The 20022-nt window shown below is 68.8% G+C and carries 21 protein-coding genes and 1 pseudogene; 10 read left to right on the plus strand and 12 right to left on the minus strand.

The window, feature by feature from the left end:
- Window positions 1–179 precede the first annotated feature (179 nt).
- The 3 genes from ACSQ2B_RS22645 (at window position 180) to ACSQ2B_RS22655 (ending at window position 3142) form a co-directional block, all read left to right on the plus strand.
- Window positions 180–707 carry a hemerythrin domain-containing protein gene (locus ACSQ2B_RS22645; protein WP_436053491.1) on the plus strand — a complete coding sequence of 176 codons (528 nt, stop codon included), beginning with the start codon at window positions 180–182 and terminating at the stop codon, window positions 705–707.
- Window positions 708–831: 124 nt separating this feature from the next.
- Window positions 832–2055, plus strand: coding sequence for an alpha/beta fold hydrolase (locus ACSQ2B_RS22650; RefSeq protein ID WP_436053492.1), 1224 nt, complete (start codon window positions 832–834; stop codon window positions 2053–2055).
- 151 nt (window positions 2056–2206) lie between these two features.
- The gene (locus ACSQ2B_RS22655; protein WP_436053757.1) at window positions 2207–3142 is read left to right on the plus strand and encodes an oxygenase MpaB family protein; all 936 of its coding nucleotides are present in this window, start codon (window positions 2207–2209) and stop codon (window positions 3140–3142) included.
- Between the two features lie 6 nt (window positions 3143–3148).
- On the opposite strand, the gene ACSQ2B_RS22660 is transcribed toward ACSQ2B_RS22655, so the two are convergent.
- Window positions 3149–4327, minus strand: coding sequence for an FAD-dependent oxidoreductase (locus ACSQ2B_RS22660; protein WP_436053493.1), 1179 nt, complete (start codon window positions 4325–4327; stop codon window positions 3149–3151).
- Between the two features lie 343 nt (window positions 4328–4670).
- Window positions 4671–5231 carry a YfcE family phosphodiesterase gene (locus ACSQ2B_RS22665; protein ID WP_436053494.1) on the minus strand — a complete coding sequence of 187 codons (561 nt, stop codon included), beginning with the start codon at window positions 5229–5231 and terminating at the stop codon, window positions 4671–4673.
- Between the two features lie 61 nt (window positions 5232–5292).
- Between ACSQ2B_RS22665 and ACSQ2B_RS22670 the strand changes: the two genes are divergently transcribed.
- Complete coding sequence (locus ACSQ2B_RS22670) at window positions 5293–5523, plus strand: alpha/beta fold hydrolase (protein ID WP_436053495.1); 231 nt, start codon at window positions 5293–5295, stop codon at window positions 5521–5523.
- Window positions 5524–5826: 303 nt separating this feature from the next.
- On the opposite strand, the gene ACSQ2B_RS22675 is transcribed toward ACSQ2B_RS22670, so the two are convergent.
- Window positions 5827–6828 (minus strand): sensor histidine kinase, encoded by a 1002-nt coding sequence (locus ACSQ2B_RS22675; RefSeq protein WP_436053497.1) that lies wholly within the window; start codon window positions 6826–6828, stop codon window positions 5827–5829.
- Window positions 6829–6966: 138 nt separating this feature from the next.
- On the opposite strand from ACSQ2B_RS22675, the pseudogene ACSQ2B_RS22680 reads away from it, so the two are divergent.
- Window positions 6967–7157: pseudogene (locus ACSQ2B_RS22680) on the plus strand (transposase); the annotation flags it as partial.
- Here the strand turns inward: ACSQ2B_RS22680 and ACSQ2B_RS22685 are convergent.
- Together ACSQ2B_RS22685 and ACSQ2B_RS22690 are read right to left on the minus strand one after the other, a co-directional pair.
- Window positions 7147–7821 carry an OmpA family protein gene (locus ACSQ2B_RS22685; protein WP_436053499.1) on the minus strand — a complete coding sequence of 225 codons (675 nt, stop codon included), beginning with the start codon at window positions 7819–7821 and terminating at the stop codon, window positions 7147–7149. The pseudogene ACSQ2B_RS22680 and the gene ACSQ2B_RS22685 overlap by 11 nt on opposite strands.
- 145 nt (window positions 7822–7966) lie before the next feature.
- Entirely contained in the window at window positions 7967–8128 is a 162-nt protein-coding gene (locus ACSQ2B_RS22690) for a hypothetical protein (protein ID WP_436053500.1), read from the minus strand.
- A gap of 336 nt (window positions 8129–8464) precedes the next feature.
- Between ACSQ2B_RS22690 and ACSQ2B_RS22695 the strand changes: the two genes are divergently transcribed.
- Window positions 8465–9097: a hypothetical protein gene (locus ACSQ2B_RS22695; protein WP_436053501.1), complete on the plus strand. Its 633-nt coding sequence runs from the start codon at window positions 8465–8467 to the stop codon at window positions 9095–9097.
- 107 nt (window positions 9098–9204) lie between these two features.
- Here ACSQ2B_RS22695 and uvrB read toward each other — a convergent pair whose 3' ends face one another.
- A complete protein-coding gene (uvrB, locus tag ACSQ2B_RS22700) occupies window positions 9205–11454 on the minus strand; it encodes an excinuclease ABC subunit UvrB (protein ID WP_436053502.1) in 2250 nt (749 codons plus the stop codon).
- 60 nt (window positions 11455–11514) lie between these two features.
- Entirely contained in the window at window positions 11515–11697 is a 183-nt protein-coding gene (locus ACSQ2B_RS22705; protein ID WP_436053503.1) for a hypothetical protein, read from the minus strand.
- A 427-nt stretch (window positions 11698–12124) separates the two neighbouring features.
- On the opposite strand from ACSQ2B_RS22705, the gene ACSQ2B_RS22710 reads away from it, so the two are divergent.
- Window positions 12125–13099 carry a cell wall hydrolase gene (locus tag ACSQ2B_RS22710; protein ID WP_436053504.1) on the plus strand — a complete coding sequence of 325 codons (975 nt, stop codon included), beginning with the start codon at window positions 12125–12127 and terminating at the stop codon, window positions 13097–13099.
- Here ACSQ2B_RS22710 and ACSQ2B_RS22715 read toward each other — a convergent pair.
- Window positions 13096–14040, minus strand: a complete 945-nt coding sequence (locus ACSQ2B_RS22715; protein WP_436053506.1) for a GlxA family transcriptional regulator — start codon at window positions 14038–14040, stop codon at window positions 13096–13098. The genes ACSQ2B_RS22710 and ACSQ2B_RS22715 overlap by 4 nt on opposite strands.
- A 79-nt stretch (window positions 14041–14119) precedes the next feature.
- Between ACSQ2B_RS22715 and ACSQ2B_RS22720 the strand changes: the two genes are divergently transcribed.
- Entirely contained in the window at window positions 14120–14800 is a 681-nt protein-coding gene (locus ACSQ2B_RS22720; RefSeq protein ID WP_436053508.1) for a DJ-1/PfpI family protein, read from the plus strand.
- A 58-nt stretch (window positions 14801–14858) separates the two neighbouring features.
- Here ACSQ2B_RS22720 and ACSQ2B_RS22725 read toward each other — a convergent pair whose 3' ends face one another.
- Window positions 14859–15176, minus strand: a complete 318-nt coding sequence (locus ACSQ2B_RS22725) for a winged helix-turn-helix transcriptional regulator (protein ID WP_436053510.1) — start codon at window positions 15174–15176, stop codon at window positions 14859–14861.
- A 117-nt stretch (window positions 15177–15293) separates the two neighbouring features.
- Here ACSQ2B_RS22725 and ACSQ2B_RS22730 point away from each other — a divergent pair, with 117 nt between their 5' ends.
- Both ACSQ2B_RS22730 and ACSQ2B_RS22735 read left to right on the plus strand, forming a co-directional pair.
- Window positions 15294–15620, plus strand: a complete 327-nt coding sequence (locus ACSQ2B_RS22730; protein WP_436053511.1) for a nuclear transport factor 2 family protein — start codon at window positions 15294–15296, stop codon at window positions 15618–15620.
- Window positions 15620–16402, plus strand: a complete 783-nt coding sequence (locus ACSQ2B_RS22735; protein ID WP_436053512.1) for an SDR family oxidoreductase — start codon at window positions 15620–15622, stop codon at window positions 16400–16402. The genes ACSQ2B_RS22730 and ACSQ2B_RS22735 overlap by 1 nt, the downstream gene beginning before the upstream one ends.
- A gap of 62 nt (window positions 16403–16464) precedes the next feature.
- Here the strand turns inward: ACSQ2B_RS22735 and nadC are convergent, their stop codons facing one another.
- The 3 genes from nadC to nadA are packed head-to-tail and all read right to left on the minus strand — an operon-like array spanning window position 16465 to window position 19930.
- Window positions 16465–17310 (minus strand): carboxylating nicotinate-nucleotide diphosphorylase, encoded by an 846-nt coding sequence (gene nadC / locus ACSQ2B_RS22740; RefSeq protein WP_436053513.1) that lies wholly within the window; start codon window positions 17308–17310, stop codon window positions 16465–16467.
- On the minus strand, window positions 17307–18845 hold the full coding sequence (locus tag ACSQ2B_RS22745; protein ID WP_436053515.1) for an L-aspartate oxidase: 1539 nt from the start codon (window positions 18843–18845) through the stop codon (window positions 17307–17309). Before ACSQ2B_RS22745 ends, nadC begins: the two co-directional genes overlap by 4 nt.
- Window positions 18845–19930: a quinolinate synthase NadA gene (gene nadA / locus ACSQ2B_RS22750; RefSeq protein ID WP_436053517.1), complete on the minus strand. Its 1086-nt coding sequence runs from the start codon at window positions 19928–19930 to the stop codon at window positions 18845–18847. Before nadA ends, ACSQ2B_RS22745 begins: the two co-directional genes overlap by 1 nt.
- Between the last annotated feature and the right edge of the window lie 92 nt (window positions 19931–20022).

The following is a 20022-nucleotide window of genomic DNA, read 5'->3' on the forward strand; positions in this document are numbered from 1 at the left end:
GGCATGGATGCTCGTCACCGAAGACGGCCTGCGCCCGCCCGCCGCCGCGCTGGGGGACATGGGGATCTTCGCTATTTCAACGAGATGCGACCGTATCGCAACAGGAACCGGGGCTGGCCCTGGGTGTTCGGCATGGGCTTTCGGGCGTCCTGCCCGCGCGCACTATGAGGGACACACCCATGGCCACAGCGAAGTCCGTTCCGACCAAAGCGTCCAAAGCGCGGCGAACCCGCCGGACCGGCCGGCGCGATCCGCTCGCGATCTCCCTGCTGAAAAAGGATCACCGCGAGGTGGAAGGCTGGTTCGACGAGTACGAACAGCTTGAGGATGCAGGCGAGAAGCTCGCCCTGTTCAACCAGATCGCTCTCGCCTTGAAGACGCATACGAGGCTCGAGGAAGAGATATTCTATCCCGAGGAACGCGGGGACGTCGAAGACGACCTGCTAGACGAGGCCTATGTCGAACATGACGGCGCCAAGAAGCTGATCGCCGAGATCGAGGCGATGAAGCCCTCCGACGACTTCTATGACGCCAAGGTCAAGGTTCTCGGCGAGTACATCAAGCATCACGTCAAGGAAGAGGAGCAGCCGGGCGGCATCTTCGCTCAGGCCAAGAAGGGCGACGAGGACCTCGACGCCATGGGCGAGCGGATCAAGGTCCGCAAAAGCGAACTCATGGCCGAGCTGAGCCCGCCCAAGGCCAACTGATCGCGTCCGCGCACGAAACGGAGGCGGCGGTCCCCCGACCGCTGCCTCTCTTCCGCGCCGTTGTCGCTGGCGCGGAACACTCCCTGCCCGGACGAGTTGAGCAGGCCATCGCCGGAGCTCCGCCATGCCGCTTCTCGGAATCATCCGTTTTTTCACCAGCTTGCTCTCCCTCCTGATCCTGGCCGCCGCCGGGTATCTGCTGTGGAGCTGGTACGACGGCGATCTGATCCGCGACGCGGCCGGCGCGATCTACCGGGAGCGGGAGAGCTGGCGGCTGTGGACGGCCGTCGGCCTTTTGGCCTGGTCCTTCTTGGGCGGGCGCATCCTGCCGCTCGTCCTCGCCAGGGCTGACCAGCGCCCGACGAAGGCGGAGCGCGGCGAAGGCCATCTGGTCGCCAGCCCGACCGGCGCCTCGCTCTATGCGGAGACCCATGGCCCGGTCGGCGCGCCGCCGATCATCTTCACCCACGGCTGGGGCATGGATTCGACCTTCTGGCGCTACGCCAGGGAGGATCTCGGCGACCGCTTTCGCCTGGTGCTGTGGGATCTCCCCGGCCTGGGGAGGTCGAAGGCAGGCGACGACAAGACGGTGAGCCTCGGCGCCTTCGCGACAGATCTCGCCGCCCTGATCGACGCCGCCGGCCGCCAGCCGGTCGTCCTGGTGGGACACAGCATCGGCGGCATCACCATTCAGACCCTGATCCGCGACTTCCCTCAACTCCAGAGCCGGCTGGCGGGCGTGGTCCTGCTCAACACCACCTACACCAACCCCCTGAAGACCATGATCCTCAGCGGCCTGCTCCAGGCTCTGCAGCGGCCGGTCCTTGAGCCCGCGATGAAGCTGACGATAGCGCTGCAGCCCCTGGCGTGGCTTTCGAAGTGGCAGAGCTATCTCAGCGGATCTGCGCACCTGGCCCAGCGGTTCGGCTACGGCAGGTACGTCACCCGCAGCCAGCTCGAGCACACCACCCTGCTGGCGACGCGCAACCCGCCGGCGGTGCTGGCGCGCGGCGACCTCGCAATGTTCCACTGGGACGCGACGGGCGTCCTCGCCGCCCTGCGGGTCCCGGCCCTGGTCATCGGCGGCGACAAGGACATCGTCACCAAGCTGGAGGCGAGCCGCACCATCGCCGCCGAAAGCGAGCTCGCCGCCCTGCAGGTGGTGGAAGACGTCAATCACATGGGGCCGATGGAGCGCGCCGACCTCTACAATCAGATGATCGGCGACTTCGCGCTGCATGTTCAGCCCAGCGCCTCGATCGACCTGCCACCGGCGCGGGCCTCGGCTCCAGATCTGCGGAGCAACGCCGACGGCGCCCCCTACGCGCCCCCGCCTCCGCCGCACTGAGCCGGGGGCCGTCGCGAGATGTCGACAGGCGGCCGATGGTTTCGGCGCGGCGAAGGGCGTCCGACAGGGCGTCGTCCTGCGCCTCCGCCATCATGGCGGCGAAGCAAAGCAGCGCTTTCACACTCATAAGCGTCCACTATCTTGGAGCGTGATGCAGCCGCCTACATCCAAATCACCCGTTCCATCGCCGATCCGCAAGGCGATCGTGCTCCAGGTGCGCCAGCTCGTCGGCGGCACGGGCGACGACACGATTGAGCGCAATCGGCAGGACACAGGCTTCTTCGGTCCCGAAAGCGCGTGCTGGAAGGTGCACGGCGACTTCGCGAGCATGATGGTCGGCGGGATCACCGCCCTGCTCGTCCAGATGCTGCATCCCGGCGCGCTCGCGGGCGTGTGGGACCATTCCGACTTTCGGCGCGACATGACCGGACGCCTGAAGCGCACCGCGCAATTCATCGCTGGCACCACCTATGGCGACCAAGCCGAAGCCCAGGCCTTCATCGACCGCGTTCGCAGCGTGCATGCAAGGGTGGTCGGGACCTTGCCCGAGGGCACGCGCTATTCCGCTGACGACCCTGATCTGCTGACCTGGGTGCACGTGGCGGAAGTCAGCTCGTTCCTGGCGGCCTATCTCCGCTACGTCGATCCGGATTTCCCGCCGAAGGCGCAGGACGCTTACTTCCGGGAGGCCGCCGAGATCGCCCGACGCCTGGGTGCGGAGGGCGTACCTGAAAGCCGCGCCGAGATCGCCGCCTACTTCCGCGCCGTTCGTCCCAAGCTGCGCTACGACCACCGCACCCGCGAAGTGGCCCTGGCGCTGCTGTCTCAGAGCCCTCCCAGCGCGGCCGCGGCGCCTGCCATGTCGATCGCCTTCGATGCGGCCAAGGATCTGCTGCCCGACTGGGCCGCTGAGATGCACGGCTTTCGCCTGTCTGCGCCCCGCCGCGCGGCTGCGCGCTTCGGTGTTCGGGCGCTGGGGCGTACGCTGCGCTGGGCCCTGGTCAACAGCGCCGAGGCCCGCGCTCGACGGCGCGCCGACCAGTTGGCTCAGGAAGCCGCGCAAAGCGCGTCTGGCGCGGCGGCTTAAGTCACCTCACTCGGACAATCCGAGCGACTTCAGCGGATCGCCGACGAGACCGCTGACCATCAGCGCCTGAACAACGGTGGCCGGCCATCGCTTCGATAGGGGTCCCACAAGGCGGTCGCGCAGCAGCGGCAGGAGCTGGCTGTCCGACTGATAGACCGGCGTGAACAGCCAGCTCATCAGCTGATAGGCATGGACGTGGCGTCGCCGCAGCCTGTGATACCGCCGCAGGGCAGCCTCAAGCTCGCGTTCGCGACCGAGAGCGATCCGCAAGGCGTAAGCGTCGAGCAGGGCCATATTCGCACCCTGTCCCAGCTGGGGGCTCGTCGAGTGCCAGGCGTCGCCGATGTGCACCAGCCGCGAAGCAAATGGGCGGCTCACCGTGCGGTGGGCATACCGGGCGAAGGTGAGCTGGTCCGGCGAGCGGATCTGCTCGAGCAAGGGCGCCGTCGCCGGCCAGAGCTGCAGGGCGTCCGCCTTCCAGGCGTCGAGGCCGGCGGTCCGCCACGCCTCGAGCTGATCCACGCGAAGGCTCCAGAAAAAGGCCGCCTGCTGGCGACCATTCGCGTCGCGGCCGATCGGCAGCACCCCGACCATGACGCTCGCTGCCTCATAGCGCTGCTCCAGCGCGCGTCCGTTCAACTCCCCGTCGCCTGGCCAGTCGAGGCTCGCCCAGAGCGCGCCGTAAGGGAGGTTGCGCCCGATGCGCGGCGCCAGAGGCGAGGCGTGGCCCAGCGCGTCGACAACCAGGTCGAACGGCCCGGCCTCCTGGCCGTCCTCGAACTGGAGAAATCGGCCTTCCGGCCGGATCTCGGAGGCGGCGACGGTCTTGCCGTGGGTGATCGCGATCCCGCCTGCGAGCGCCGCCTCGTGCAGGATGTCGAACAGCGTCGCTCGATGCACGCCGAAGCCGCATGCATGGCCAATGGCGGCGTAGCGCACGTCGAGCACGGTCCGATCGGCGTCCGTAGTCTTGCCGAACAGGCGTTCGATCTCCGACGCATTGCGCCGCAACCGCTCGGCCAGGCCAAGCTGGGCGAGAACGGCGAGGCCGGTTGGCTGGATCATGAGGCCGGACCCGACCGGCTGGGGCGTCTCGAAACGCTCGTAGCAGCTGATCTGACACCCCGCGCGCCGAAGCAGGAGCGCCGCGGAGAGGCCGGCTGGCCCGCCTCCGACGACGGCCACGTTCAATGGCTCAAGGCCAAGCTGCACCATGGAGGGTGTGTAGCAGATCTCCCCCGCTACGGGGGCGCAGCGCCAGAGTACTAACCCGCTCGCGCGGGAGGAGTACTCGCATCGGATGTGGGGGGGGCTCCTGTCTGAAGAGGATCGTGGGTGGGCCACGTCCTCCTCAAGACGCGTGACGACAGAAGAGGTCATCAACCCGCTGCGCCGAAGGATGGTCGAAGACATGACCATCCGCAACTTCGATCCGCGGGCCCAGCAGGAGCTGTGGGGATAGGTATTGTGTCCCTGGATCCCTCGCCGGGCGAGAAGGTGACGGGCTGAAGGGACGCCAGCCGCAGGCCTAGGCGACCCAGATGATCTGGCCGTAGCAACCTTCCGAGGTCACCCTGAGCCGCAGGAAGGTGGGCTTGGCCCCCTCTGCTGGAAGCACGGCGCTGCCAGGATTGAGCGCCGAGCCCTTGGCGCCGAAGCGCGCCTCGTCAGCCCTGTGCGTGCCGCCATGCAGCAGGACGTCCACCGGACCGCCGAACAGGCGCCTGCAGACCTCCGCTGCGCCATCGGCCTCGACAAAGGGATCGCATGACGACGCCAGGCCAACCGCCTTCGCGTCGAACACGCAGCCGATGCGATAGCCTTCGTCTGTCAGCACAAGTTCGGACCGCCGGGTGCGAATGTCATCGGCGTCATCGCGGCCGCGGACGCCCAGCACGGGCGCAATCTGCTCAAGCTGGTCGAGACCCGACCTGTCGCCCATGTCGCCCAGGGTGACGATCAGATCCGCGCCTTGCAGCCGCGGGAACAGCTCAGCCGGGAATTGCGGTCCGCCGTCGTGGATGTGGCAATCGGCGAGGACAGCCACATTCGTCCCGCTCAGCGGTAGGCTCCACACTGAGTCCGACATCTGCTGGCCTCCAGTCTGGCGACGCTACGATGTCGGAGGGGCGGTCGCCACCCTGGATGGGTTGGAAGCGTGCCCGACATTTGGGGATTGGTGCTCCTGTCCCCGAATTCCTACGGGCGTCCTGGGCGCCCTGCGGGTCCCGGCCCTGGTCATCGGCGGCGACAAGGACATCGTCACCAAGCTGGAGGCCAGTCGCACGATCGCCGCCGAAAGCGAGCTCGCCGCCCTGCACGTGGTGGAAGACGTCAATCACATGGGGCCGATGGAGCGCGCCGACCTCTACATCAGATGATCGGCGACTTCGCGCTGCATGTTCAGCCCAGCGCCTCGATCGACCTGCCCTTGGCGCGGGCCTCGGCTCCAGATCCGCGGAGCAACGCCGACGACGGCCCCTACGCGCCCCCGTCTCCGCCGCACTGAGCAGGCGTGCCGCCGCACTGAGCAGGCGTGGATGCTCGACCACGGCCAATCCCAGGCCTGCTCGACGTCTAGCCCTGGCAGACGAAGGACGCGGCGGCGATGGAGGTCAAATCAGGGCTTGTTGAGATTTAGGATTCGCGGCGCAGGCGTTTTCCGTGACTGTTAGAAGTTGCGATCAGGCTGCAATCCGGCTTTTGAGCATTCGCAGCGTCACCACGAGACCACTGGCCTGCCAGTCGTACGTGAGGCCGCCGTCGAATTGCTGGGACATGCTTCGCGCTATCATTTTGCTGCCGAACCCACGCATCTCGGGCACGGCGGCGACCGGAGGTCCGCCATCCTCCGCCCAGGTGACAGTTAGATGGGTCTCGTCGCAGGCTCCCGACACGTCCAACGTCCCCTCATTGACGGACAACGCTCCATGCTTGACCGAGTTGGTCGCCAGCTCGTGAATGACCATGGCGAGCGTTGTCGCTGTCCCCTCGCCAATCCCGAGCCGGGGAACGGCGACTCGGATACGACCGGCGAACGCCTCGGTACCGTCGTAAGGCGCCAGCAGCACGGCGAGCAGGTCGCCAAGCAGTGCAGCCTTCCCCTCATTTCCCGGGAGGGGACGAACCAGGTCGTGGGCGCGCCCTAGGGCCGTGAGACGTTCAATGAGGCCCTTCGCCATATCCTCAAGGCTGTTGGCCGACCGCCGTGAGATGTGCGTCAGCCCAGTTGCGATCGCCAGCAGGTTCTTGACCCGATGGCTCATCTCGCCGGCGAGGAGCTCATGGCTTTCTTCAGCCTGCTTACGAGCGGTCACATCGAGGAAGATGCCGAACATCACGCTGTCGATCATGCCTGCGTCGGCGCCCTGCCCACGCGCGGAGATCCAGCGCACTTCCTCTCCCAACATGATCCGGAAGTCGATCTCGTAGGAGCCCTCGACTGATCGCGTGCCGGAGAATGCGGCTCGAACTCGATTCCGATCAGCAGGGTGGATGTGGGCGGAAAGCTCCTCGAATGAGACTTCTGGCGCCCAAGGCATGCCCCACAATTCGAAGGCGCGCGCGTCCATGGTGAAGTGGTCGCTATCTACGTTCCACGACCACAACGCGACGCTGGCGGCGTCAATCGCCTGTCTGAGATGGTCTGGGCGCCAAACTTGAGAGCCGGGGCCCTGGGCTGACATGACTGCCTCTCCATGCGCCGAGAAGCACTCAACATTCAGCATGAGGACGGCGTAAACAACAATTAGCTGGCTGTTGCGTCCGGGACGAGGCGCAGATCACGCGCGCCCATCCGTATTTCCAAGCTCAGCACCTCAGCCGGCGAGGCGGTCAGAAGCCGCATCGAGGCCAGGGGCGCCAAGCTGCTCCTGCCGCCGCCCTACTCCCCGACCTCAACCCGATCGAGCTGGCCTTCTCCAAGCTCAAGGCGCTGCTGCGCAAGGCCGCCGAGCGAACCGTGGGTGCGCTGTGGATGGCGAGGTCGGGGCCAGGTCCGGATTTCAACCCGTAAACGGCCGAACCACGACCTCGACGCGCCGATTCCGGGCGCGGCCGTCCTCCGTGTCATTGGAGGCAATCGGCTGGGCCTCTCCGCGACCTGCGACGAACAGGCGATCGCGCAAGACGCCGTTGCTCACGAGACGGCTAGCGACGGAGGCCGCCCGACGCTCGGATAGCGCCCGATTGTAGTCGTCGGCCCCCGTGGAGTCGGCGTGGCCGACGATGTCGATCGTCGTCTGGGGATATTGCCTAAGGGTATCCGCAACAGCGTCCATCGCCGGGTAAAAGCGGCTTTGAATGTCCGCCTTGTCGACGCCGAAGGTAACGTCCGACGGCATGTTCAGCACGATGTTGTCGCCCTGGCGCTGCACGTCCACGCCTGAGCCGGCGAGCTGCGCGCGAAGCTGGGCTTGCTGCCGATCCATGTAGGTTCCGGCAGCTCCGCCTGCGAGCGCGCCCACGCCGGCCCCGATGAGCGCGTTCTTGCGGCCCTGCTCGCCATTGTTCGTATTGGTCAGGTACCCGAGGAGCGCCCCGCCCGCAGCGCCGGCCAACACCCCCGTTCGGGTGTTACTGCGCACCACCTGACCGGTATGTGGGTCTGTCGTGGTGCAGGCGGCGGCGGACAGCGCCCCCGCCGCGGCGACCGCAACGCTCCAACGGAATCGAAACATGGAACCTCCCAGATAAGCCGCAGGTCCTCTGACCTGCGCCATGGCGGACCTCACAACGGCCAGGTTGTCATTAGGTTGCCCCTCTGCGGGCCACCTTGCGCTTCGCCTTCCTGCGCCCTTGCCAACTGAGGCGGGCAGATCGCCGCTAGAACAGGCCCGCACGCTGGGCGATCACCACTGCAGCGATGATCAGGATCAATGCCTGGATTATTTGGCCAAAGGGCGACGGCAGCGGAAGCTTCTGGACTGCCCAGGCGATCAGGGCGGCAACGACTAAAACGATTACGGCGAAGACGAGGATGGACATGAACGGTCTCTTCAGGGGCTGGGCCGCGGTGCGTAGCTAAAGCGTACGTCAAGCTGGAGCGTTCCACGGCGTGCCCAAATGCGACCGCAACCATCGAAACGTGTGGACCTCGCGGCGCTGCGCACTCGCGACGCAGGCGAAGGAATGGGGTGTGTCCCTGGTGGTGGTGTAGCTCGGCGGGCCGACACCGCGCAGCGGCTCGTGACCCAAACAATCGCTGTGAGCTCGACCACTTTGCCGGCGGCCTCGGAGATCGGAGGGGGGGCGGCCAGCCTTCGCCGGCGGCGGGGTAGACCTTGACAAATCGGAGCTTTTTTGTTCATGATTTGTTCCAAGATGACCGAGCCGACCACAGTCTCAACCCAGGCCGACGACCAGGCGCCCGCCAGGGCCGCGGAGACGGCGCGCGTCCTGATCGAGCGCCAGCTTTGGGTGCTGGGGCGGCTGGCCGAGGCGGGGCTCAATGTCGCCCTGGCCATCGAGCGGCAGGCGATGGCGGCGGCGGACGAGGGGCCGGAGACGGTTCGGCCGGAGACCTTTCAGGTGGTGCAGGGCGACCTCGCGCTCGCCTATGGGCGTGCGTCGCGGGCGGTGCGCCTGACGCTCGCCCTGCAGGCCAGGCTGATCAAGGACCTTCAGGCCTTGGACGAGGGCGAAGCCCGCCATCAGGCCAAGGAGCGCTCCGAGCGGCAGCAGCGCGAGGACGCGCGCAAGGCGCGCGTGGAGCGCATCGTCGAGCGGGTGATCAAGGCCGAGTTCACCTCCGAGGACGAGATCACCGGCTGGCGGAGGAGGCCTGCGAGCGCCTCGACGACGACGGCGTCTACGGCGACCTGTTGGCGCGGCCGGTCAGCGAGATCATCGCCCGGATCTGCCGGGACCTGGGCCTGGCGCCGGACTGGAGCCGGCTGGCCGAGGAGGCCTGGGCGCAGGCGGAGATCGACAGCGGCGTGGCGGCGGCGCCGCTGATGACGCTGCGGTGACCCGCCGCCGCTGGAGGCGGCCGACGCTGCAGGTCCTTGGGCCCCAGGTCCTTGGGCTACAGGTCCGGCGCCGATGAAACCCGCGCGCTCCCCCTACAGCCGCCCCTTCCTGAACCGCTCCTGCGCCTCTGCCCGGGCCTCGGCCTTCAGCCGCTTCACCCCCTCCTTGTCCGCGGCCTCGCCGGCCGGGGCGAGCGCGTCGGCGGCGAACTCCAGGTCGAGCAGCTTCAGGCGCTTGACCTCGTCGCGCAGGCGGGCGGCTTCCTCGAACTCCAGGTTGGAGGCGGCCGCGCGCATGCGGGTCTCGAGGTCCTTGAGGGTGGCCTTGAAGTTGTCGCCGACGAACGGCGTCGCGCCCCCCTCCGCGACGCCCACCGGCACGGTGACGCGGTCCTTCTCGTAAGGGGAGGCGAGGATGTCCTTGATCCGGCTCCGCACGCTCTCGGGCGTGATGCCGTGCTCGAGGTTGTAGGCCTCCTGCTTCTCCCGCCGCCGCTTCGTCTCCGCCATGGCGCGTTCCATCGAGCCGGTGACGCGGTCGGCGTAGAGGATGACCCGGCCGTCGACGTTGCGCGCCGCCCGGCCGATGGTCTGGATCAGCGAGGTCTCGGAGCGCAGGAAGCCTTCCTTGTCGGCGTCGAGGATGGCGACCAGGCCGCACTCGGGGATGTCGAGGCCTTCGCGCAGCAGGTTGATGCCGACCAGGATGTCGAAGGCGCCAAGCCTGAGGTCGCGGATGATCTCGATCCGCTCCAGGGTGTCGACGTCGGAGTGCATGTAGCGGACCCGCAGGCCCTGCTCGTGCATGTATTCGGTGAGGTCCTCGGCCATCTTCTTGGTCAGGACGGTGATCAGGGAGCGGTAGCCGCGCAGGGCGACCTGGCGGGCCTGGTCGATGACGTCGTCGACCTGGGAGAAGCCGTCCTTGGCGACCGGCTTCACCTCCACCGGCGGGTCGATCAGGCCGGTGGGGCGGATCACCTGTTCGGTGAAGACCCCGCCGGTGCGCTCCATCTCCCAGGAGCCGGGGGTGGCCGAGACGTGCACCGTATCGGGACGCATGGCGTCCCACTCCTCGAACTTCATCGGGCGATTATCCATCGCTGACGGTAGGCGGAAGCCATACTCGGCCAGGGTGAACTTGCGCCGATAGTCCCCCCGATACATGCCGCCGATCTGCGGTACGGTCTGGTGGCTCTCGTCGACGAACAGCAGGGCGTTCTCAGGGATGTATTCGAAGAAGGTGGGCGGCGGCTCGCCCGGCCGGCGGCCGGTCAGGTAGCGGGAGTAGTTCTCGATCCCCGCGCAGGAGCCGGTGGCGTCGATCATCTCCAGGTCGAAGGTGGTGCGCTGTTCGAGGCGCTGGGCCTCCAGCAGCTTGCCGTTGGCGACCAGCCAGTCGAGGCGTTCCTTGAGCTCCGCCTTGATGCCGTTGATCGCCTGGCGAAGCGTCGGCCGGGGCGTCACATAGTGGCTGTTGGCGTAGACCTTCACGCCCTGCAGGTCGGCGGTCTTCTTGCCGGTCAGCGGGTCGAATTCGCTGATGCTCTCGATCTCGTCACCGAACAGCGAGATGCGCCAGGCGCGGTCCTCGTAGTGGGCGGGGAAGATCTCGAGGGTGTCGCCGCGCCGGCGGAAGGTCCCGCGCTCGAAGGCCGCGTCGTTGCGCTTGTACTGGAGGGCCACCAGGTCCCCCATCAGCTTCTTCTCGTCGATCCGCTCGCCCGGCGTCAGCTGGAAGGTCATGGCCGTATAGGTCTCGACCGAGCCGATGCCGTAGATGCAGCTGACCGAGGCCACGACGATGACGTCGTCGCGCTCGAGGATCGCCCGGGTCGCCGAGTGGCGCATCCGGTCGATCTGCTCGTTAATCGAGGAGTCCTTCTCGATGTAGGTGTCGGTCCTGGGGACGTACGCCTCAGGTTGATAATAGTCGTAGTAGGAGACGAAGAACTCGACCGCGTTCTCCGGGAAGAAGCTCTTGAACTCGGAATAGAGCTGGGCGGCGAGGGTCTTGTTGGGGGCCAGGATCAGCGCCGGCCGCTGGGTCTGTTCGATCACCTTGGCCATGGTGAAGGTCTTGCCGGAGCCGGTGACCCCCAGCAGCACCTGGTCGTGCTCGCGGCCCTCGAGGGCGCTGACCAGTTCGGCGATGGCGGTCGGCTGGTCGCCCGCGGGCTCGTAATCGCTGACCAGCTTGAACCTCTGCCCGCCCTCGGACTTCGCCGGCCGCGTGGGCCGGTGCGGCTTCCACAGCAGCGGCATGGTGTTTTCGTCGTAGTCGAACGCCGCGGACATGTCCGCGACGCCGTCTTCTGCGCGCTTGCCGGGGGAACGAGCCATGAACGCCAAGGTAGGGCGGGGCGGGGGCGCGCGCTAGAGGCTGATGCGAACCTCCGGACGTCAGTTCTTGTCGGCCTGGCCGACCGCCGCGCCGGCTGCGCCGCCGACCGCGGCGCCGATCGGTCCGCCGACCACGGCGCCGGCGACGGCTCCGGTGGCGGCTTTTGATTCGGTGCTGTGGCCGCAGGCGGAAAGGTTGAGGGCCGCGCTCGCGGCGGCGAGGAACGTCAACATCTTGCGCATCGTCGTGCTCCAATATTTCGGCGCTCAAACGATGCGGTCGCAGCGAAGGTTCCGCTCCAGCTTCAGTTCCGTGGCGGATCCTGGGCCTTTCCGAGGCGCCGTGCAGGAATAAAGCATCTGCGAGTATAGATTAACCCTCCTTGAGATCATGGGTGTGTCGTCGAGTTGGCCCGGGACTTGCCGCGATCAAGTGAGAGTGGATCAGAAGGGCACAGCTGCAGCCGCGACATTAAATCTCGTGTTGCACTGCGATATTGGCTTGCAAAGGCTGGGCAATGCCTTCATACACAATTCACCATTTGCCGTCGCTTGCCCCCACAGAGTCCCGGGCAGGCCAGCCGGCGAGCGCTGCCAGCATGAGCAGGGGCGTTCGCGGCGACAATTGTCGGAGGGCGCGACCGCCCTCGCGGATCAGGACTAGTTTGTTTTGCATTTTGGAACGCAGGCCCGCGCCGATTGGCGCGCGCTGATCAGCGCCGCCTTCATCGGCTCCGGTGTCGGCCTGTCTCTCGGCGCCGTCTATATGGCGGGCGGGATGGGGCAGGCCGTGGCCGACCACGGCCGCGCCGAACGGATCGCCCAGGCGACCGACGGCGCGCTCTCGGATTCGGCCCTGCGTCAGGGCCTGGACCCGAGCGTGATGGCGCTGGCCAAGGCTCATGACCCGATCACCGCCAATCCTGTCGCTGGGGGCTCGACCGCCGCCAAGCTGGCCGGCGTCGACCCGGACGCCCAGCGCGTGGCCCAGGCCAAGCCGACCCGGGCGCGTGAGCTCGAGTGCCTGACCGAGGCGGTCTATTTCGAGGCCCGGGGCGAAAGCGCCCGGGGCCAGGCCGCCGTCGCCACCGTGATCATGAACCGGGTGAAGAACCCGAACTTCCCGAAGACCGTCTGCGGCGTCGTCTACCAGGGCGCCGCCCGCCGCCACGGCTGCCAGTTCTCCTTCGCCTGCGACGGCATGGTCGAGCGGGTGATGGAAGGCAACGCCTGGGACCGCGCCCGCCAGGTCGCCGCCCGCACCCTGTCCGGCGTGGTGCTGCGCGACGTCGGTTCGGCGACCCACTTCCACACCACCGGCGTGTCGCCGGGCTGGGGCTCGCGCATGCTGCGCACCGCCCAGGTCGGCCTGCACGTCTTCTACCGCTTCAATCCCCACGCGCCGCGTCCGGTCCAGGCTGCCGACGACGCCCCGGTGTTCGTCAGCGCCCCGGTGGTCAATCCGCCGGAGCTGCGCATCGCCAACGCCATGCTGACCCCGGTCGCCGCCGAGGAGAAGCCCGCGACGGAGACCAAGCCCGCGCTCAAGGCTGAAAAGGTCGAGGCCGCCGCCCCGACCTCCGGCCCGATCGCCCGGACCGAGACCTCCGCCCCGCCGAAGGGCGACGCCGCGACGGCGTCTTAGGGGCCCCGCGCCGCCCGTCGCAGCGCCTGGGGCGGCTGGCCGAAGGCGCGCAGGAAGGCCCGGCGCATGCGCTCGGGATCGCCGAAGCCGACCGCCTCGGCCACCCGGTCGATCGGCTCGCGGGTGGTCTCCACGCGCAGCCGCGCCACCTCCAGCCGCAACCGCTCCACCGCCTTGGCCGGCGTGGCCCCGGTCTCGGCGACGAAGGCCCGGGCGAAGTGGCGCGGGCTCATCGCCGCCCGGTCGGCCAGCCGCTCGACCCCGAGCGGTTCGCCGAGCCGCTCGCGCGCCCAGTCCAGCAGCGGCCCGAAGCGGCCGTTCAGCCCGCCCAGGTCCAAAAGGTCCGAGAACTGCGACTGGCCGCCCGGCCGGCGCTGGTGGACCACCAGCTGCTGGGCGGTGCGCCGGGCGACCGCCTCGCCAAGGTCCTCCTCGATCATCGCCAGCGCCAGGTCGATCCCGGCGGTGATGCCGGCCGAGGTCCAGATCGGCCCGTCGCGGACGTAGATCCGGTCGGCCTCCATCCGCACCTGGGGATAGCGGCGGGCGAAGTCGTCCGAGCGCTGCCAGTGGGTGGTGGCGCGCCGCCCGTCCAGGAGCCCCGCCTCCGCCAGCAGGAAGGCCCCGGAGCAGACGCTGGCCATCCGCCGCGTCGATTCGGCCTGGCGCTGCAGCCAGCCGACCAGGCTCGACAGGTCGCCCAGGGCGCGCGTCCCGTCGCCGCCGGAGACCAGGAGGGTGTCGTAGGGACCCTCGTCCAGCGCCTCGGCCGCCAGGGCCACGCCGGCGGAGCTCCGCACCATCCCGGCCGTCCCGGCCAGCAGGCGCACCTCATAGGCGCCGCCGGCGAATCGGCCTGCGATCTCGAAGGCCGCCAGCGGTCCGGTGGCGTCGAGGATCTGGAAGCCGGGGAAGATCACCAGGCCCACTCGGCGGCTCATGGCGGAAACTGAGGGAACAATGTCATTTCGGCCGCAGGCTAGGCCTGGGAGGATGGGGCGTCAAATCACGGAGGCCGCCATGCTCGAAATCCTCATCGCCCTCTATCCCGGCGTCACCCAGCTGGACTTCACCGGTCCGCACCAGGTGCTGAGCCGGGCCCCGGACGCCCGCATCACCGTCGCCTCGCTGGGCGGCCGCGACGTCGAGGCGGAGGGACTGACCTTCACCCGCCTCGCCGACCTCGCCGCGGTCCCCCGTTGCGACGTCCTGCTGGTCCCGGGCGGGGTCACGGCGATCGAGGCCGCGCTGGACGAGGCCTTCCTGGCGCAGATCCGCCGGCTGGGCGGCGGCGCGCGCTATCTGACCTCGGTCTGCACCGGCTCGCTGATCCTCGGCGCGGCGGGCTTCCTGAAGGGCAAGCGCGCCGCCTGCCACTGGGCCTGGCGCGACCTGCTGGAGCCCTTCGGCGCCATCGTCGACGAGGGCCGGGTGGTCCGCGATGGAAACCTCATCACCGGCGGCGGGGTCACCGCCGGCATCGACTTCGCCTTCAGCCTGCTGGCCGAGCTCGCCGGCGAGACGGTGGCCAAGACCGTGCAACTCGGCTTGGAATACGCCCCGGCCCCGCCGTTCGACTCCGGCCGGCCGGAACTCGCCCCGCCGGAGGTGCTGGCGGCCTATCAGGCGCGGCTGGCGCCCTTGGCGGCCAAGCGGCGGGCGCAGGCGGCGGAGGCGGCGGGAAGGTTGGAGGCGGCGTAAATCCTCCCCTTTGGGGACATTGCCGCCTTCCTTGTTGAGCGGAGAGCCAGTTCCCGCGTCAATCGCCCTGGGGCGCCGCCGGCCGCGCCGCCGCCCATTCGAGCAGGGCGTCCAGTGCAGGGCACATGGCCTGGCCCCAGTCGGTCAGCCGATACTCGACCTTGGGCGGCACCTGCGGATAGACGGTCCGCTGGACGATCCCATCCCGTTCGAGCTCTCGAAGCTGCTGGATGAGCATCTTCTGCGAGACGCCTGGAATCGCGCGCTCCAGTTCGGAGAAGCGAAGCACCGGCTCGTCGAACAGCCGGAAGATGATCACCATCTTCCATCGCCCCTCCAGCATCCGGAAGGCCGCCTCGACGCCGGACGCCGCCATGTCGGGCGTGACATCTTCTAACTTACCCGTGGGTGAGTACCCTACATTTTTGTCAGTTCTTGTCATGTTGGGAGCATAGCGCCACTTCTGGGTCTCGCAATCGCGCAGGAGGCGATCATGGACCTCGAGCTTCCCGAACCCGTCGAAACCTACTTCGCGGCCGCCAATACCGATGACGCTGATCTCGTAGCCGCCTGCTTTACCGAAACGGCCTTTGTCCATGACGATGGCCAGGACATTCACGGGCGCGAGGCGGTCCGCGCCTGGGCCGCCGAGGCCCGTCGCAAGTATCGCTTTCATGCCGAGGTCTTGGCGGCTGAGGTGGACGCAGAGCGCACCATGGTGACGGCGCACCTCACCGGCGAGTTTCCGGGCAATCCCGTAGACTTGCACTATCGCTTCAGGCTCGCGGACAGGAAGATCGCCGCCCTGGAGATCGGCTGATGTCCGGCGAGCGGGAACTCGCGGGCAAGCGCGCCCTGGTCACGGGCGGCACCAAGGGCATGGGCCAGGCGATTGTGCAGCGGTTGCGAGAGGCGGGGGCGACGGTGTTCACCACCGCCCGCTCGGCCCCTGACACGCTCGCCGACCCGACCCTTTTCCTCGCCGCAGACCTCAGCACGCCGGACGGAACATCGGCGGTGGCCGCGCGCGCCGTCGAGCGTCTGGGCGGCCTCGACATCCTGGTGAACAACGTCGGCGGCTCGTCCGCGCCCGGCGGCGGGTTCGCCGTCCTGACCGACGAGCATTGGCGCGACGCCATCAACACAAACCTGTTCGCCGCCGTCCGCCTCGACCGGGCTATCCTGCCCGGCATGCTGGCCCAGGGCTCAGGGGTGATTGTGCACATCTCCTCGATCCAGCGGCGCTTGCCGCTATACGAGTCGACCCTGGCCTACGCGGCGGCCAAGGCCGCGCTCACCACCTACAGCAAGGGGCTTTCCAACGAGGTCGGTTCGAAGGGGGTCCGTGTTCTGAGCGTTGCGCCCGGCTTTATCGAGACTGACGCCGCCGCCCGCATGATTGAACGCTTGGCTGAGGCCGGTGGAACTGACGTCGCAGCCGCCCGGCAGGGATTGATGGACTCGTTGGGCGGCATCCCCATCGGTCGCCCTGGGCGTCCTGAAGAAGTCGCCGACCTCGTCGCGTTCCTTTCCTCCGATCGCGCGGCGTCGATCACGGGAGCGGAGTACGTGATCGATGGCGGAACGATTCCGACGGTGTGATGTGACCGAGCCCCCTCAGTCCGCTTCGGGGACAGCTCCCCCTGGGGGGAACGCCGAAGGACTCAGACCGCGTCCAGGCCGATGTCGAGGACGCTCACCGAGTGGGTCAGCGCCCCGACGCTGATCACGTCCACGCCGGTCTCGGCGATGGCGCGGACCGTGGAGAGGTTGACCCCGCCGGAGGCTTCCAGGACTGCGCGGCCATGGGCTCTTCGGACCGCTTCGGCCAGGTCCGCGAGGCTGAAGTTGTCGAGCATGACGACGTCGGGGCCGTGCTCGAGGGCCTCGTCGAGCTGGTCCAGGCCGTCGACCTCGACCTCGACCTTCATCAGGTGGCCGGCGAAGGCCTTGGCGCGGCGCACCGCCTCGCCGACCGAGCCGCAGGCGGCCACGTGGTTGTCCTTGATGAGGATGGCGTCGTCGAGGCCGAAACGGTGGTTGACGCCGCCGCCGCAGCGCACGGCGTACTTCTCCAGCGCCCGCAGGCCCGGCGTCGTCTTGCGGGTGTCGACGATCCGGGCGTGGGTCCCGGCGACCGCCTGGACATAGGCCTGGGTGAGGGTGGCGATCCCCGACAGCCGGCCCAGCAGGTTGAGCCCCGTGCGCTCGGCCGAGAGCAGGGCCCGCGCGTTGGCCTCGACCTGGGCCAGCCGGTCCCCGGCCGCGACGTGGGCGCCGTCGGCGACCAGCGGTTCGAAACGGGCGGCGGGGTCCAGCTCGGCGAGCGCCAGGCGCGCGCAGGCGAGGCCTGAGACCACGCCGGGCTTGCGGGTGGCGAACACCGCCGAGAGCCGGGCTTCGGCCGGAATGCAGGCCTGGGCGGTGACGTCGCCGGCGCGACCGAGATCCTCGGCCAGGGCGGCGCGCACGATCGGCGCGATCAGCAGGTCGGGCAGCGGCTCGATCATTCGGCGGCGAACCGCAGGGCGCCGGCCAGAACGCTGGCGCTAGCGTCGACGTCGGCCAGCCGGACGAAGGTGCGCTGTGGCCTGACCTGCGGCGTCGCGTCCGAGCGGAAGTGGCCGCCGCGGCTCTCGGTGCGGGCGAGCGCCCCGGAGACCACCAGGCGGGCGGCCACCAGCGGGGCGCTGCGGCCGTGCCCGGCCTCCATCGCCTCGATCTCGAGGAGGAGGGCGGTGAGGCCGCCGGCGTCACGAACGACGCCCGCATGGCGGCTCATCAGCTTGCGCAGGCGCTGCAGGACCTCGGCCGGCAGCTCCGGCGGGACGGACGGGCGCAGCGGCGCAGTTCCGGGATCGGCCTCGGCGGCCGCGGCCCGGCCGGCGCGGGCGCCGAAGACCGCAGCTTCCAGCAGCGAGTTCGAGGCCAGCCGGTTGGCGCCGTGCACGCCCGTGGAGGCGCACTCGCCCGCCGCGTAGAGGCCGGCGAGGCTGGTGCGGCCGTCGGCGTCGGTGACGATCCCGCCCATGTGGTAGTGGCAGGCCGGCGCGATGGGGATTGGCTGGACGCGCGGATCGATGCCGCCGCCGAGGCAGGCGGCGAAGACCCCCGGGAACTCCTCGGGGAAGTGTTCGCCCACGGCCACGCGGGCGTCGAGGAAGGCGCCGCGGCCGGCGAGGCGCTCAGCATGGATGGCGCGGGCCACCACGTCGCGCGGCGCCAGCTCCGCCTTCTCGTGATAGCGGCTCATGAACCGCTCGCCGTCGGCGCCCACCAGCACCGCGCCTTCGCCGCGCAGCGCCTCGGTGGCGAGCGGGGCGGGGTCGCGGCCGATGTCGATGGCCGTCGGGTGAAACTGCACGAACTCCGGGTCGCCGATCACCGCGCCCGAGAGGGCGGCCAGGCCCAGGCCGTCGCCGACCAGCTCGGCCGGCGTGGTGGTCACGGAATAGAGGCCGCCCACGCCGCCGGTGGCCAGCACCACGGCGCGCGCGGTGATCTCGACCAGCTCGCCGGCGATCTCGGCGACCACGCCGCGGATGCGGCCGTTCGGGTCCTGGAGCAGCGCACGAAGCTTGGCGCTGGTGCGCACCTCGACGTGGCGGGCGGACATGGCCGCGACGGTCACCGCCTGCATGATCTCGCGACCGGCCTGGTCGCCCTTCACCCGCGCGACGCGCGCGCGGCTGTGGGCGGCTTCCAGGCTCTGGGCGAAGCCGCCGTCGGCCGTGCGGTCGAACGGCGCGCCGAGGTCGGCGAGCGCACGGACGGCCGCGGGGCCTTCCTGCGCCAACAGCAGCGCCATGGCCGCGTCGACCAGGCCGGCGCCGGCGTCGACCGTGTCGGCGGCGTGCAGGTCGGGCGTATCGTCGGCGGCCAGAGCCGCGGCCAGGCCGCCCTGCGCCCAGGCGGAGGAGCAGCCCTGGTTCAGCGGCGCGCCGGTGAGCACGAGCGCCTTGGCGGGCGCGGCGGCGAGCGCCGCCGTCAGGCCCGCGAGGCCCGCGCCCACCACGACGAGGCCGTCGTGGCGAAGACGCTTCATCAGATCAGCTCCACATCGACGTGGTGGCGAGCCTTCACGAGGTCGTAGCGCGCCGGAACAGCCGGCGGCGGCAGGTCGATCATCCGCTGGACCGCGAGGCGCGCCCGCTCGGCGATCGCCGGATCGACGGTCACCTCGTAGCGGCCCTCGACCAGGGTCTCGTAGATGTTCTCCAGCGTGATCCGCTTCATGTGCGGGCAGAGGTTGCAGGGCCGGACGAACTCCGTCTCGGGTGCGTCGGCGGCGACGTTGTCGGCCATCGAGCACTCGGTGATCAGCACGACCTGCTTCGGCTTCCGCTGGATCACATAGTCGTTCATCGCCGCCGTCGATCCGGCGAAGTCCGAGACCTCCAGCACCTCGGCCGGGCACTCGGGGTGCGCCAGGACCTCGGCGCCCGGATAGGCGGCGCGGATCTCCAGGATGTCGGCGGCGGTGAAGCGCTCATGCACCTCGCAGCGGCCCTGCCAGGCGATGATCTTGATGTCGGTCTGGCGGGCGACGTTGCGGGCCAGGAATTCGTCGGGGATTAGGATGACCCGGTCGACGCCCCATAGGCGCGCAGCCTCCTCCACCACCTGCACGGCGTTGGCGCTGGTGCAGCAGATGTCGGTCTCGGCCTTCACGTCGGCGGTGGTGTTGACGTAGGTGACCACCGGGACGCCCGGATAGCGCTGCTTGATCAGGCGCACGTCGGCGCCGGTGATCGAGGTCGCCAGCGAGCAGCCGGCCATCAGGTCGGGGATCAGGACGGTCTTTTCCGGCGAGAGGATCTTCGAGGTCTCGGCCATGAAGTGGACGCCGGCTTGGACGATCACCCGGGCGCGCGACTTGGCGGCTTCCTTGGCCAGGCCGAGGCTGTCGCCGACATAGTCGCCGACGCCGTGGAAAATCTCCGGCGTCATGTAGTTGTGGGCCAGGATGACCGCGTCCTTCTCCCGCTTCAGCCGATTGATCTCGGCGATCAGCGGCGCCTGGGCGCGCCATTCCATGGGGGTGATATGCCGTTTCACCTTCTCCCAGGACGCGGCCGTCTCGGCTTCGACCTGAGGGGTGAATTCGAACTGGAACCCATCAGCGGCCATGGCGTCCTCCTTATGCTCAATTTGAGCATTTCACCGGCCTAAAAAAGACGCCTAAGAGCAAGTCCTAGGCGGCCCATTATGCTCAGATCGAG

The organism is Phenylobacterium sp. LjRoot225 (assembly GCF_964252855.1).
Classification (GTDB): domain Bacteria; phylum Pseudomonadota; class Alphaproteobacteria; order Caulobacterales; family Caulobacteraceae; genus Phenylobacterium.